The organism is Methanomassiliicoccales archaeon, from assembly GCA_026394375.1.
Taxonomy (GTDB): Archaea; Thermoplasmatota; Thermoplasmata; order Methanomassiliicoccales; family UBA472; genus JAJRAL01.
On record JAPKYJ010000024.1, the window covers coordinates 153255 to 168049 of the forward strand.

Annotated in this window: 12 protein-coding genes; 8 read left to right on the plus strand and 4 right to left on the minus strand. The window is 58.8% G+C overall.

The features are described 5' to 3' along the window. Nucleotides 1-209: 209 nt before the first annotated feature. The 3 genes from NT137_07180 (at nucleotide 210) to NT137_07190 (ending at nucleotide 3292) form a co-directional block, all read left to right on the plus strand. Entirely contained in the window at nucleotides 210-1535 is a 1326-nt protein-coding gene (locus NT137_07180) for a TrpB-like pyridoxal phosphate-dependent enzyme (protein ID MCX6653113.1), read from the plus strand. 138 nt (nucleotides 1536-1673) lie between these two features. Next, entirely contained in the window at nucleotides 1674-2588 is a 915-nt protein-coding gene (locus NT137_07185) for an isoaspartyl peptidase/L-asparaginase (protein MCX6653114.1), read from the plus strand. Between the two features lie 176 nt (nucleotides 2589-2764). Beyond that, the gene (locus NT137_07190) at nucleotides 2765-3292 is read left to right on the plus strand and encodes a DUF835 domain-containing protein (GenBank protein MCX6653115.1); all 528 of its coding nucleotides are present in this window, start codon (nucleotides 2765-2767) and stop codon (nucleotides 3290-3292) included. Here the strand turns inward: NT137_07190 and NT137_07195 are convergent. Beyond that, complete coding sequence (locus NT137_07195; protein MCX6653116.1) at nucleotides 3231-3782, minus strand: DUF835 domain-containing protein; 552 nt, start codon at nucleotides 3780-3782, stop codon at nucleotides 3231-3233. The genes NT137_07190 and NT137_07195 overlap by 62 nt on opposite strands. Before the next feature lie 113 nt (nucleotides 3783-3895). Between NT137_07195 and NT137_07200 the strand changes: the two genes are divergently transcribed. After that, nucleotides 3896-6601: a tetratricopeptide repeat protein gene (locus tag NT137_07200; GenBank protein MCX6653117.1), complete on the plus strand. Its 2706-nt coding sequence runs from the start codon at nucleotides 3896-3898 to the stop codon at nucleotides 6599-6601. A gap of 29 nt (nucleotides 6602-6630) precedes the next feature. Here the strand turns inward: NT137_07200 and NT137_07205 are convergent, their stop codons facing one another. Further along, the gene (locus NT137_07205; protein MCX6653118.1) at nucleotides 6631-6786 is read right to left on the minus strand and encodes a hypothetical protein; all 156 of its coding nucleotides are present in this window, start codon (nucleotides 6784-6786) and stop codon (nucleotides 6631-6633) included. Nucleotides 6787-6991: 205 nt separating this feature from the next. On the opposite strand from NT137_07205, the gene NT137_07210 reads away from it, so the two are divergent. Both NT137_07210 and NT137_07215 read left to right on the plus strand, forming a co-directional pair. Continuing rightward, nucleotides 6992-7678, plus strand: a complete 687-nt coding sequence (locus NT137_07210) for an HAD family hydrolase (GenBank protein MCX6653119.1) — start codon at nucleotides 6992-6994, stop codon at nucleotides 7676-7678. A 43-nt stretch (nucleotides 7679-7721) separates the two neighbouring features. After that, nucleotides 7722-8108, plus strand: a complete 387-nt coding sequence (locus NT137_07215) for a RidA family protein (protein MCX6653120.1) — start codon at nucleotides 7722-7724, stop codon at nucleotides 8106-8108. On the opposite strand, the gene NT137_07220 is transcribed toward NT137_07215, so the two are convergent. Continuing rightward, a complete protein-coding gene (locus tag NT137_07220) occupies nucleotides 8105-8704 on the minus strand; it encodes a winged helix-turn-helix transcriptional regulator (GenBank protein MCX6653121.1) in 600 nt (199 codons plus the stop codon). The two genes, NT137_07215 and NT137_07220, sit on opposite strands and share 4 nt — an antisense overlap. A gap of 131 nt (nucleotides 8705-8835) precedes the next feature. On the opposite strand from NT137_07220, the gene NT137_07225 reads away from it, so the two are divergent. Together NT137_07225 and NT137_07230 are read left to right on the plus strand one after the other, a co-directional pair. Then, nucleotides 8836-11349, plus strand: coding sequence for a heavy metal translocating P-type ATPase (locus NT137_07225; protein MCX6653122.1), 2514 nt, complete (start codon nucleotides 8836-8838; stop codon nucleotides 11347-11349). Between the two features lie 4 nt (nucleotides 11350-11353). Then, nucleotides 11354-11503: a YHS domain-containing protein gene (locus NT137_07230; protein MCX6653123.1), complete on the plus strand. Its 150-nt coding sequence runs from the start codon at nucleotides 11354-11356 to the stop codon at nucleotides 11501-11503. 133 nt (nucleotides 11504-11636) lie between these two features. On the opposite strand, the gene NT137_07235 is transcribed toward NT137_07230, so the two are convergent. Further along, entirely contained in the window at nucleotides 11637-13211 is a 1575-nt protein-coding gene (locus NT137_07235) for an FAD-binding oxidoreductase (GenBank protein MCX6653124.1), read from the minus strand. Between the last annotated feature and the right edge of the window lie 1584 nt (nucleotides 13212-14795).

The window sequence follows — 14795 nt, forward strand, 5'->3', positions numbered from 1 at the left end:
GGGACGGACAACCGGCTTCACCCCCTAATAGTACAAGCTTTCCTCCCAATCCTTTCCCCCCTCATGAATCGATGAGGCGTGAAGTCGGTCTCTTCTTCTTAGTTCCTTTGACGTCGTTGTTCCGTGTCATCTGGTCATTTGCGTATTGAACAATAATATACGTTGTTAGACAGAAATGTTATATACGCCTCCGTTGTTATCCTCGGCCAATGAAGCATGAAGGCTCCGATATCAGAGTGACCCTCGGCATAGAGGACATCCCTAAGAAATGGTACAACATCGTCGCTGATCTGCCTGAGAAGCTACCTCCTCCCCTCAATCCAGGGACAAAGGAACCGATCAAGTTCGAGGAGTTCCGGGCCATCTTCCCGGACGAGATCATTCGGCAAGAGATGTCCGAGGAAAGATACATCGACATCCCGGACGAGATTCGCCAGGCGCTGATAATGCTCAATAGGCCCAGCCCGTTGGTGCGCGCCATTCGCCTGGAGAAAGTGCTCAATACGCCCGCGAAGATATTCTACAAACGCGAGGACCTCAGCCCCACTGGAAGCCACAAACCCAACACCGCGGTGGCGCAGGCCTACTACAACATGAAGGAGGGCATCGAGAACCTCACCACGGAAACGGGCGCCGGGCAATGGGGATCGGCATTGGCCCTGGCGTGCAGCATGTTCGGCCTGAGCTGCACGGTGTTCATGGTGCGCGTCAGCTACGACCAGAAGCCCTACCGCCGCTACGTCATGGAGACCTACGGGGCGAAGGTACATCCGTCGCCCAGCACGGTCACGGACTTTGGCCAGAAGCTCCTCAAGGAGAACCCGAAGAACAGCGGATCCTTGGGGATCGCCATAAGCGAGGCTATCGAGACCTGCGTCAAAGGTCAGAAGACCAAATACGCCCTGGGAAGCGTCGCCAATCACGTCATGATGCACCAGACCGTCATCGGACAGGAAGTGGTGAAGCAGATGGAGATGATCGACACCGTGCCTGACTACATGATCGGCTGCGTCGGCGGCGGCAGCAATTTCGCAGGCTTCGCCTTCCCGATGATGGGGTTGAAGATCAAAGGCAAGGTGCATACCGAGTTCATCGCCGCGGAGCCCGTGGCCGTTCCTTCGCTCACCGAGGGAGAGTATCGCTACGACTTCGGCGACACGGCGGGCATGACCCCTCTGTTCAAGATGTACACCCTGGGCCACGACTTCATGCCCTCGCCCATCCACGCCGGCGGACTGAGGTACCATGGAATGGCGCCCACCGTCAGCGCGGCCACCAAGCAGGGATTGGTGACGCCCATGGCCATAGACCAGAACGACACCTTCTCCGCCGGCCTGATGTTCGCCCGGGCGGAGGGCATCATCCCTGCGCCGGAGAGCACCCACGCCATCCGGGCCGCCATCGATCTGGCCTTGAAGGCGAAGAAGGAGAACCAGAAGAAGGTCATCGTCTTCAACCTCTCGGGCCACGGACTTCTGGACATGTCCGGATACGCCTCGTACCTGAGCGGGCAGATGAACGGGCATACTCATTGAAACTCAAACGCCTGCTCCTCGGCAGGCGCCCTTTCCCCCGTTTTTCTCCATCTCCAGTCCATTTCTGGGCAAAAGCAATTATCCCGCTCTTAGCCATCAGTCATCCGTTCGAACGTTGAATCTCATGGAGATCTGACAATGAAGTCCTGCATCATCGTCCATGGAGGGGCTTGGGACATACCGGAACGGACATGGGAAGCGCACAAGCGGGGCTGTGGCAAAGCCGTCGAGGAAGGCCACTCCGTTCTGGTCGGAGGAGGCTCGGCCCTGGATGCGGTGGAGGCGGCGGTCAAGGTGATGGAGGACGATCCGACCTTCGACTCCGGCAAAGGCTCGTTCCTGAACCTGGAGGGCGAGGTGGAGCTGGACGCCATCATCATGGACGGTAACACCCTCAGCTTCGGCGCAGTGGGGGCGGTGCAGCATATCCTGCATCCGGTCACCCTGGCCCGAATGGTCATGGAGAAGACGCAACATTGCATGCTGGTGGGTGAGGGGGCGCTGAGCTTCGCCCGTTCCATAGGCATGGAGCAGGTTGAGACCCACGAACTGCTCACTGACAGAGAGCTGGAGAGATGGAAGGAGATACAGCAACGCCAGAACTTCCGACCAAAAGAGGTCTTCGAGGACTTACGTGGACGCTATTCGCGCAAAGGAACGGTAGGAGCGGTCGCCCTGGACGAACGGGGCAACATCGCCGCCGCCACATCCACCGGCGGGACGCCCAACAAGATGGCCGGCAGAGTGGGCGACAGCCCCTTGGTGGGCTGCGGCAACTACGCTGACAATCGTTCCGCTGGAGTATCGGCCACGGGCTGGGGCGAGTCGTTGATGAAGGCCGTGATCGCCCGCAGAGTCTGCGAGTACGTGGAACGGGGCATGGATGTGCAGGCGGCTTCCGACCAAGCGATAGCCTATCTGCAGGAAAGGGTGCAGGGACTGGGAGGTGTCATCGCCCTTGGCCATGAGGGCAGCATGGCCTACGCGCACAACACCCCGAGGATGGCTGTCGCCTCCATCGACCAGGCGGGTGGCAGGGTCGTTCGCATCTGAGAAGCAGAGACCTCGAACCGGGCATGACCAGCCTCGGCGAGACTCAATGAAGCTGCGAAATGTGTATAGGGGCATCCAATAGCCCGCTGGGCGATGCGATAAGTATTTGATACCTGCTAACCATTAATTGGACGCCCGTTCGCCAACGGTCGCGGCCCAGGTTGGTGTGTTGAGGTTTGATCGCTGAGACGCCCAGGAACGCGGATAGCCGTTACGCCACCGTAACCCTCAGTTCTGGAAAGATGGTCCTGGCCTTCGACTATGGACGCACCTATCTGGTGATGGGTGAACGAATCGACAAAGCCATGCGAATTGCGCAGGATTTCGTTTTCTCCGGCAGCAATGTGATGTGCATCTCGCGAATGCATCCGGACCTTATCGGCGAGCGCTGGGCTGGTAAGAAGGTGGATACCATTTGGCTCAGTGAAAGGCCCGGAGAACGCAACGTTCCTCCGGATCAGCTGCAGAGCTTGGTGCACCGAGTGCTCACGTTCGCCAACGGGAAAAAGCGCGCCATCATCATCATCGATGGGATCGAGTACCTGGCGCTCTTCAACGACTTTCACCGGCTGCAGATGTTCTTCGAGCAGCTCAACGACATAGCGATGGAAAGCGGATCGATACTCCTGGTGGCGCTCGATCCTAGACTGTTTGACCAACGCTCAATGGCGCGGCTGCGACGCTTTGCTGAGGTTGTGAACTAGGCAGCATCGCGCTGAGCTCCTCTGCCTTCAGGCGCGGGAAAACGGAGAACAACTGATCCAGGTCACGCTGCTCGAAGGTCAGGGGATCGATGCTCACCAGCATTTCGGCGTTTTGCTTGAGTAGGCTCGCTTCCATGTCCCTGAGGAATCCCATGACCTTGTTCAGATCGTTGTAGAGAAGAAGGTACTCCAGACCATCCAGGAAGACGGCCGTTTCCTTTCCTTCCTTGATGGCTCCGCGCAGGGACTTGGAGACCTGGCTCAGGACCTTGGGCTGCATGACATCCTTGCCCTTGCAGCTGCTTAGCCAGAAGCAGCGTGCCTCTGGCAGGTCGTACTTCTGCATGACGTACTCTGGATGCATCCGGCTCACGCACACCCCTTCCACGCCGGTCTTCAGCAACCTGGAGTACAGCTGGAATCCCAGTCGAGGATAGCCTTCCACGAGCAAGGAGATCCTGCGGTCGTTCTTGTTAATCACGATTCTCATGCCTCCTTGAGGTTCGCGTCTCATTCGAGGGCTATCCACCCTATATAAAGCTCATTTGAGCATGCTACTTTTCAAAGCAGAATCTTTTTTTCATCGGACAGCGAATCAGTGGCGTGAACAGGACCACGCGCAAGTCATTCCTCACCATCAAGGAGAAGGTCCTGCTCCACCTTCTCACCTTCCATCGCTTCTGCCAGGATGCCGATGCTCCCAAAGGGGTGACCCAAGAGGGCATAGCCATCGGCGTGGGTGTGGGAAGGAACAACGTGACCAAGCTCGTCGTCGAGCTATCCGCGGCGGGAGCGGTGGAGATCCAGAACAAGCATGTCAAGGGGCTGTCCAGCACGCGCAAGGTCTACTTCCTTACCCATCGAGGGTTCGAAGAGGCCCTGACCCTGAAGAAGGAAGTGGAGGCGCTCGAGGTCCGGGTGGTGGACATGCAAGGTCAGGAGCACCGGGAGGAGTTCGGTCGGGTGGGCGTGTACCTGCCGAGGCGCTTTTCCTTGGTGGAGCTGGCCTTGGGAGTGGAGAGGGGTCGATTCGACTGTGCCTCCTTCCACGAAGGCAAGGTCAAGGAGGAACGAAGGTTCGTCGATTTCACTGACCGGAAGCCAACGATCCGCGTGTTCTACGGTCGGGAAGAGGAGCTGGCCCGCCTCAACGAGCTCGTGGACTCGGAGGTCACTCGCCTGGTTGTAGTTCAAGGCATCGCGGGCATCGGCAAGACAACCCTATTGGCCAAGTTCGCGCAGGACCGACGGGAAAGGGTGAACACTTTCTGGTTCCGCATCCATGAGTGGATGAACCTCAAGGGGTTGTTGCGGCCTATCGCCGAGTTCCTCTCCCAGCTGGGTAAGAAAGGATTGGAGTGGTACCTGACCCAGACCGAAGCCCCCAATCTAGGCGAGATCAGTCATCTCCTGGAGACGGACCTAAGGGATGTGACCGCGCTCATCATCCTGGATGATGTGCACAAGTCGGAGCGGGGGGTGTTGGATTTTCTGGGCGCCTTGATGGGCACGCTCGAGCACACCCCGAACATCAAGCTGATATGCACCAGCCGGGAATCGTTAGCCTTCTACCACCGTAGCGCGGTCATGAATGGAGTGGTGGTGGAGATCCATCTAGGTGGTTTGGACCGGGAAAGCAGCATGCGCCTGATGCGCGACCGTGCACTGCCCGAGGAAGCGCTTGAAGACATCTACCGCATCACCAAAGGCCACCCCTTCTTCATGGAACTGGTGGAGGACCCCAAGCTGGCTCTGGGCAAGAGCATCCGCATGTTCATCGAGCAAGAGGTGCAATCCAAGCTGGAGATCACGGAAAAACGCATCCTGGAGATCGCCTCGGTCTTCCGTTATCCAGTGTCGACCGATTCCTTCTTCGTCATGGAAGAGGAGATCGCCAAGGAACAAGGCCAGGGTCACAAGGAACGTTCCTACCAGGATTATATGGTGGACTACGACACCATCGAGGTCCTGATCCGAAAGGCATTGCTGAACGAGACCTCCGGGCGCATGGTAGGCATGCACGACGTCATGCGCGAGTTCTTCTACTCCAGACTTTCGCCCAGACAGAGGAGGGTGTACCACAAGGCCGCTTCCAGGTACTACCAGGGAGACGAGACCGCCCCCTCTTATGTCGAGGCCCTATACCACAGCATCATGGCAGGCGAACTCGATGTGGCGGCTCAGATAGCCGCGGCCAATGGCCGGGATATCCTCACCCGGGGTTATGCCAGCCTCCTGGCTCCATTGCTGGCGAGCATCTCGGAAAGGCAGGGGGGCGAAGTGAGGGACCACATCGAGATACTCCTCCTGCAAGCGGAGATATGGGACATCCAGGGAGAATGGGAGAAGGCGCTCGATCGATACGTGGAGCTGCTGAGCACGGCCTCGCCCGAAAATGACCGCCGGCTGCTGGCGGAAGTGAACCGCCGAGTGGGAGTGGTGCACCTGCGCCGCTACGAGTACCAGGAAGCGGGCGTCTATCTGAAACGCAGCCAGGAAATCGCAGAAAGCATCCAGGACTCGCACACCCTTACCCAAGTGCATTATGACCTGGGGGGAGTGGCGGAACGGGAGGGGCGCTTCCAAGAGGCCGTAGAACATTTCACGCGGGCCGAGGAGCTGGCCAAGTCCATCGGCGACGATGTTGGCCACGGCAAGGCGATTCATGGCATCGGCAAGGCCTATAGTCAGCTCAGGGACCTGGAAACGGCGGTGCGCTACAAGCGGCAGGCGCTGGAGGTGCTGGAGCGGACCTCGGACCAGGACGAGATCGCCAAGGTCTGTGCTTCCCTGGGGAATGACCTCTGGAACCTCGGGTTCAGGGACGAAGGCATTCATCAGCTCGAACGGGCAGTGGAGCTGGCATGCTCGGTAGGTGACATTGTCGTTCAGGGCTATGCTCTATCCAACCTGGCAGGCTCGTACGTGGAGATCGGCAACGTGAAGAAGGCGGAGATCACGCTCGAACGGTCGGAGCAGATCGCCCAAAAACTGAACGAGCGCTTCTTGTTGGCCGCCTCGCACCTGTATCGTGGCTATCTATATCATAAGAAGGGGGACTGGGAATGGGCCAAGGAGGAGTTCGCCACAAGCTTGCAGATAATGAGGGATGCCAATTCGCCCCTGAGGCTCTGTTACTGGATGTGCGAGATCGCAGTGACCTACCGTGAGAATTCGGATCTTGAAGGGGCTGACCAGCTGTTCGAAGAGGCCATGACGATTGCCAAAGGCACTGGCCAAGAAAGCCTTGTCAAACAAGTGGAAGAGATGAAGCAGTCCGTCAAAGGCTCAAAGAAAATGGAGAAGTAAGGAGTTTAGGAGGACTGAATTGCTAAGCTCTAATGGGGGTCCAACATCGGGATGGTGTGGGGGTCCAACATCGGAATCCCAAGAACAGCTGCATTCGCATCGACGCAAGAGCATGCAATCGCAAGCCCAGCCGCGGCGGCGATGAACGATATCGCCGCAACCATCGTCACTACCTTCGGGTTCATTGAGTCACCTTGAGTTGTATTGGCAGTTTTGACCTGGAAAATATATAATAGGTGTTTGAGCATGCTACAGTTAATCTTTTATATTAGGATGCCGAAATTCGTCTGCTGGCTGTCCCAATATGGCGAATTCCGTGTCTTCACCTCGCGGTAGGAAGGGAAAGGCTCATCCGCGACCGCGCAATGCAGGAGCGAGAAGATGCGGAACGTGCTCCGGCCGAAGGCCGTTGTTTTCGACCTTGACAACACCCTCGTGGAGAGCGCGGTCGATTTCCAAGAGATGCGCAGGAGGGTGGTCGCGGAGCTGGAGCGGTGCGGGGCCTCCAGGCACGCCGTGGACACCGAGAAGACCGTACTGACGAACATCCGAGAAGGACGCAACTACCTCTCTAGACTGCGGGACGAAAGTTACCTCTTAGATCTGGATGTGCGTCTGGGAGGCATCCTCACGGACTGCGAGCTGAGCACCTTGCCTATGGTCAAAGCCGTGGAAGGTGCCCATGATGCCCTGGCGATGCTTGGATCCCAGGGTCTTGCCTTGGGCGTTCTCACCCGCGGATCGAGACCCTATGCCTCTGCCGCCCTGCGGAAGGTGGGACTCGACGAGGTGCTGCATCACATGGTCTGCCGCGACGACCACCCCCTGGAAGAAGCGAAGCCCAACCCTTTGGCGATGCAGCGTATCGCATCCAAGCTTGGGGTTCATGCCCGGGAGTGCCTCTACGTGGGCGATCACCTCATCGACCTGGAATGCGCCCGTGCCTCCGGATCCGCGTTCGTAGGGGTTCTGACCGGGGTGATGACCGTCGAGGAGTGGCGGAAGCACACCTGCCCGCAGGTGGTGAGGAGCGTGGCCGATATCCCTAGTACAATAGCGCTCCGCGGTGCCAGATAGATGCGAGGATATCGCTTATCTCTCCTGAGCTGCATGCAATCTCATGCACAAGATCATCTTCACCGAGCACGCGCCGCGACCTGTCGGACCCTATTCGCAAGCAGTGGTCATGGGGAACATGCTTTTCTGCTCCGGTCAGATCGGCCTCGATCCTGCCACTGGAAAGCTCGTCCCCGGGAACGTGGCCGAGGAGACGGATCAATGCCTGCGCAATCTGTCCAAGGTACTGGAGGCTGGCGGAAGTGCGCTGAGCAAGGTCATCAAGACCACCGTCTTCGTGACGGACCTGGCTCATTTCAAGGAAGTGAACGAAGCATATGCATCGTTCTTTCCCGAGTCACCACCTGCAAGGAGCGCCGTGCAAGTGAGCGCCCTGCCGCTAAGCGCGCGGGTGGAGATCGAGGCCATCGCCTTCTTGAGCGGTGACTAGGCCAGGCTCTTCAGCTTCTCGTACTTCTCCTGGAAGGCCTTCTGACAGGTCTGGCAGCAAAGGTAGTAGTCCTTCCCGTCCAACTTCATCTTCACCGCTTCGTCGCGAATCTCCTTCTTGCAGTAGATGCATTGGAGGACCACCGTCAGCCCAGGGGTCACCAACGCCCTTTGGTCCTCCCGCATCACCCCGATGATGCTGGCGACGTCGTACTCGATGATCTCCGGCTGCTCGGACAGACGGCTGACGAAGTCGTTGACCATATGCGACTCGGTGAAGCTGCACAAGAGCAGCACTCTGCTGTTGCTGGTGAGATATACTTGTCGAACATGCTCGCTCTGCTTCAATCTCTCCCCCAATGGACGAAGCTCCGATGGCTTGGCCTTGATGGTGATGATGACGCAAATCTCTCCCAACTTCTCCGGGTCTAATAGGGCAGTGTAACCGCGTATGACGCCAGTGTTCTCCATGTTGGCGATCTTGCTGCTGACCGTGGGGACGCTGACCCCGACCCGCTCGGCGATCTGCCTGAAGGAGAGGCGCCCGTTCTCCTGGAGCACTTTCAGAATGCTCACATCCGTCCCGTCCAGGTTCATGAACGTAAGATTCCTCGACCTGAGTTAAAGTTTTCGGGGTATCTTCACGTTCGTTAAGTCCTGGCGCTTCGAATGATAGCGAACGTCAGGCAGAACTGACTTCTAGGTGGGCCTGCAATAGCCACGCCGTCATGGCAGAAGAGAAGGACGAGCACGAAAAAGCGGCGGAACGCCAGCATGCTGAGAAGCGCACCGCTTCCTTTGGCTTGACAGGCATGACCTGCGCCACCTGCGCGGAGACGATCCAACGGAGCCTGGTCGATCTTTCCGGCGTGGATGATGCTCAGGTCAACTTTGCCACCGAGCGCGCCACCGTCTCCTACGATCCTAAGAAGGTGAACGTCGAACGGTTGAAGGCAGCGGTCAGGGACGCAGGATATGACCTGGTCATCAACGACGCCACCATCTTGGTGGGGGGGATGACCTGCGCCACCTGCGTGGAGACCATCGAATTGGCGCTGCTGGAGTTGGACGGAGTGCAGGCAGCCGTAGCGAACCTGACCACGGAGAAAGTGAAGGTGGTCTACGACCCCTCGCGCATCCGCATGGCGGACATCAAGCGCAAGATCCGTGAGGTCGGATACGAAGTCATCGAGGCCGAGACCCGGGACGCGGAGAAGGAAGCGAGGGAAAGGGAGATGCGCCGACAGAAACGGCTGCTCTACTTCTCCCTGGTCTTCTCAATTCCCACGCTGGCGCTCGCCCTGGCCATGATGTTCACCGACCTGGGCAAGGTCGAGTTCTTCATGCTGTACGGCAACCTGGTGCTTTTCTTCCTGGCCACTCCCGTGCAGTTCGTGGCCGGCTACCATTTCTACATCAACGCCTACAAGGCGCTGCGCAACCGCTCTGCCACCATGGACACGCTCATAGCCGTTGGCACTTCCGCTGCCTATCTATACAGCGTGGCGGTGGTCTTCTTCCCCGATGCGGTGGCGTTCAAGGATACCTACTTCGACTCCTCGGCCATGATCATCACCCTCATCCTCTTCGGCAAGTATCTGGAGGCGAAGGCCAAAGGCAGTACTTCCGAGGCTATCCGCAAGCTAGTGGACCTGCAGGCCAAGACCGCTCGGGTGGTCAGGGAAGGCATCGAGGTGGAGGTGCCTGTGGACGACGTCGACGTGGGCGAGGTATTCGTCGTTCGGCCGGGGGAGAAGGTGCCGACCGATGGCGAGGTGATTGAGGGCTTTTCGGCGGTCGACGAGTCCATGCTCACCGGCGAGAGCATCCCGGTGGAGAAGCGCACGAATTCGGAGGTCATCGGCGGTTCGATAAACAAGAACGGCTTGCTGCGGGTTCGTGCCACCAGGGTGGGGAAGGACACCGCCTTAGCGCAGATCGTCCGCCTGGTGGAAGATGCCCAAGGCTCCAAGGCACCAGTACAACGACTCGCAGACCGAGTGGCAGGCGTGTTCGTGCCCACGGTCATCAGCATTGCCGTTCTGACCTTCCTCCTTTGGTACTTCCTTGCCTACGGACAATTCGCGGACATGCCCGCCCCGAGGTTCGTCTTCTCGCTCACGGCCTTCATATCCGTGCTGGTGATCGCCTGCCCGTGCGCCCTTGGCCTGGCGACCCCGACGGCCATCATGGTCGGCACGGGACGAGGGGCGGAGAACGGCATCCTGATCAAGGGCGGAGAGGCCCTGGAGATCGCTGGCAATGTCCAGGTAATGGCGTTCGACAAGACCGGCACTCTGACCAAAGGTGAGCCAGAGGTGACGGATGTCGTGCCCATCGCCGCCGATGAGAAGGAGATCATCGCACTGGCTGCCGTGGCCGAGAAGGGCTCCGAACATCCCCTCGGTCAGGCCATATTGAGGCGGGCACAGTCGCTGGGCATCAAGATCGCAGATTCCGAGGCTTTCGAGAACCTGCCTGGTCGCGGCGTCAGGGTGGAAAGCGCCGGACGCGTTCTGCTGCTGGGCAACCGCAAGCTCATGGCGGAGTACAAGGTGCCTCTGGAATCGGCCGAGGGCAAGGTGTTCGCTGTGGAAGAGCAAGGTAGGACGGCCATGATCCTGGCGGCCGATTCGAAGGTGCTGGGGATCATCGCGGTGGCGGATGTCGCCAAGGAGAGCGCCCCTGAGGCCATCCAAGCCCTCAAAGATATGGGCATTGAGGTGGTGATGATCACCGGCGACAACCGTCGCACCGCCAACGTCATAGCCAAGCAGCTGGGCATCGAGCGCGTGCTGGCCGAAGTCCTCCCCGAGGACAAGGCCAAGGAAGTGGAGAAGCTGCAGAAGGAGGGCAAGGTGGTCGCCATGGTCGGAGATGGCGTGAACGACGCACCCGCCCTGGCGAAGGCGGACGTGGGCATCGCCATCGGTTCTGGGACGGACGTTGCGATAGAGACCGGCAGCATAGTGCTCATCCGCAACGACCTGAAGGACGTGGTGGCAGCGATCCAGCTCTCCAAGAGGACCATGCGGAAGATCCGGCAGAATCTTTTCTGGGCATTCGGCTACAACACGGCCGGCATTCCTCTGGCCGCTGGGCTGCTGTTCCCGTTCTTCCACGTGCTGCTCCCGCCCATCGTGGCCGCGGGGGCAATGGCTCTCAGCTCCGTGTCGGTGGTTTCCAACGCGGCGCTGCTGAAGAGATACACTCCTGAGATCAAGAGAAAGGAGAAGAGGTGAATCGATGACCGCAATAGACCCGATATGCAAGATGGAAGTGAATGAGAAGACCGCCAAATGGAAATCGAACTACAAGGGCAAGGGCTACTACTTCTGCGCCCCCGGCTGCAAGAAGAGGTTCGACTCCGACCCGGATAAGTATTCGAAGGGCTGAGTCGGCAATCCTCTTCCTCGCCTTCTCTCAATGAGAAGGATGATCGCCTGAACGTTCAGCGCTAGATCCGCTGGAATAGCCGGAGGCAGAAGAATCTAGGATAGAAGAGCATGGAAGGCGTTTGAGAAACGGATCAGTGCTTGTGCTCCGCCTTCTCCTTCTTGGCCCGTTCCGCTTCGTAGATCTCCGCCTTGGCCTCGAACTGCTCCACCCGGGGCAACATCTTCTTGCCCATTCCGGCGGCGTCCATGGCGATCTCGAACAGCTTGGACGAGATGCCGATGCCGAAGCGGGTCTTCATCTCCAGGAGCTTGCCGGGGTTCATTATCTCATTGGCATCCAGCGCATTCTTGATGCGCTTCATCTGCTCAGTGCCATCCTTTCCCCGGATGATCTGCAGGTTGGCGGCGAAGAACGCCCCGAAGCCGAGCGGTCTGCCTCCGTGCTCGAATGAGGCGTCCGAGAGCTTCTTGTTGTAGGCGTAGGACATCATGCTAATGAGCGAGTCCGTGTCCAGATAGTAGTAGGGCATGAACATGACCGTGTTGCGGTCGCACATGATGCCGATGATCGCGCCTTCCATCTTGAACTCCTTCAGCAGGTCGTAGCACTTCTGGGTGACGACCTTGAAGTCCTTGAGCCTGACGACAACTTCTCCAGGGATGGCGCCCAACCCGACCTCGCGGGAGCGGAACTCGTAGCAGCGCTCGTCCCATTCGTGGACGCCGACCTCAGGCGCCATCTTCTTGCCGCCGTGCTTGGCCACGATCGCGTCGACGAACGCTTCCTGACGTTCCACGTCCTCCTTCGTGCCGTCGAAGGCCACGTTGAGGATCATTCCTACCTCCGGAGCATGCTTGCCCGCCTTCCGCAGATATTCGAGGTGCTTGCCGTCCGAGAAGGCGATGTGCAGCGGGACCACCTGAGAACGGGCGATGTCCCACAGCGGCTGCTGAATGTCCTCCAGCTTGTCGAAGGAGTAGGAAACGTTCTTCAGCACGCCCCCGAACGGATTAAGCTTCACGGTGACCTTGGTGATTATGCCCAACGTGCCTTCAGCCCCGACCATGAGCGCGTTCAGGTTATAGCCGGCGCTGTTGTCCGCCACGTCCCTGAACCCCGTTTCGACGATCGAACCGTCGGGCATGACCACCTCCATGCTGCGAAGGTTGGCCCCCGGCCCTCCGTACTTGTAGGAACCGATGCCCACGCCGTCCTTGGCGATCCAACCGCCCAGTGAGGCGCTGGGGAAGCTGCTCGGGTACGAGCCGAGAAGGAGCCCTTTCTCCAGGCAAGCGTCGTAGACCTGTTTGTACGACGCCCCTGCCTCAACGGTAGCGCAGAGGTTGTCCACATCGATGTCCAGGATCTTGCTCATGCCTCCCGTCATGTCCATGACGATGCCGCCGAAGATGGGCATCGAGCCGCCCAATCCCCAGGAAGAAGCTCCGCGAGGAGTGATCGGCACCCCTTCCGCGTTGGCGATCTTCACAATCTTCTGCACGTCCGCGGTGGACCTCGGCCTCACGACCACGTCTGGCACGTTCTTGAACGCGATCTGGGTCTCCTTGGGCAAGGGGGCGATATCGTGGCTGTAGAGAAGCCTTTCCATCTTGCTCGTCTTGACGTTCTCCTTCCCGATCGCTGCCTCAAGCTTCTTCGCCAATGAGGCCGGCGCCTCTTGCACCTTTTGCTCCGCGGCTGCCATTCGAGTTAACCTCCGTTGAACATGCACTGATAGGATTGTCTGGGGGATTGTGTATGCTCTATTTTAATCCTACCAATTCCCGCGTCATCTCCATCAGGGAAAGACATGACCTCCAAGAAAATGTAAATGCCCGGAGCTTACGGCGCCTCGGGGTAGTTCGCCGCGGTCTCGATCGGGAAGGACTGCAGGCCCTTCGGATCGTTGCTCCGCTTCGTCCCATCTCGCACGCCGGGCTCCCGTCCAAATGGACTTTGGCTCCGCCGTGGGAATCGGCCTTCTTCGAGCGGGTTCCGCAGACTGTCCGCCTTCGGATGGTCGGTCGTGGTTCTTGGGCCACGAATGGGACCGGACAACTACGGTGTCGTCCTCAAACGACACAGGATCCTATCCGGTTTCCCCCAGATGCATTCCGCCTCCGGGCATCTATCCTATTGTCAGCCGAGGCTATAAATAACCTACTCTCTGGCTATCTGGCTGTACGTTTGTGAGCAATCCTGCACGATGACGGTCCGATGATGAACCACGGCCTAGAACTGAACGTGATTCATAAGTGCCCGGATATGCGCAGGCGGTGGGACGCGTCTCAGCGACCTTCGCTCGTGCCATTCCACAAAATGGCACCGTCGGCTCCGGCGGCTGGCTGTCCATTTCCCCGCGGGTCTCACATGGTCCCTTCTGAGGGAACCGCCCAAGGGGATCCGCATGGCCTTCGCGTTTTCACCGCGTCAGGTGCGGAACGCCGCCGTGAAAGCGGCGCATGGACTTCAAGGGTTCTGGCGCGCCCACTGGCGGCCGTCGCCTTCTTGATCGCCCCGGCCCTGTGCGCTCCGGGCAAGACGTAATAGTTGTTCGAGTCCCTATTTATATGTTCCCACCTGATGGTCTGGCTGCCTCCCCCAGTAGGTTCCAGGGGCCTGAGCCTTCTCCCCTCACTTCATCTCCGAAATCAAATGAAATATGGACGTGACAAAAAGGAAATGCAAAAGGCGCCCGGGGTTTACGGCGCCTCAGGGTACTTCATCAAACCCCACTGGACCGACGCTTCTGCAGTGGCGTGCGATCACCGTCAGGGTGACGATCCATCTCTTGCGCCGCGGTGTCCCATCCCGAAGGATAAGCACGCGCTGCGGTCCAAGTTCGCCCCCGCGTGTCGAAGTCGCGGCCAACGACCGCCGAGGAGAACCGAGGTTTCTAGGCCTCGAATGAATCCAGATTCCGCGGGTATCGTCCTCAGACAACACAGGCACTCATCTGGCTTCCCCAGTTGCATTCCGCCCCCGGGCAAGAGTAATGATTGGTCATCCTCATTATTAAAAGGTGAGCTTTGCCCTCTACGCCGCGAGAAAGCACCGTCTGAAAATCGATGCTTCGAGGCATTGTTGGATGAGCTAACGTCCACTTGTGTCCAGTCAGCTACTCACGATTAAGATCGAGGGCTTGTAACTGTGCTCGGCCTTATCCAAGGTGTCACGGCACGCTACATTCGGTCGGCTGACTCCTGCTTGCAAAGCAGGGTGGCATCTGCCACGGCGGCCTACTCCATCGGGAGCGTTCCAATGCCTTTCCCGCAGACCGTTGCCAGTC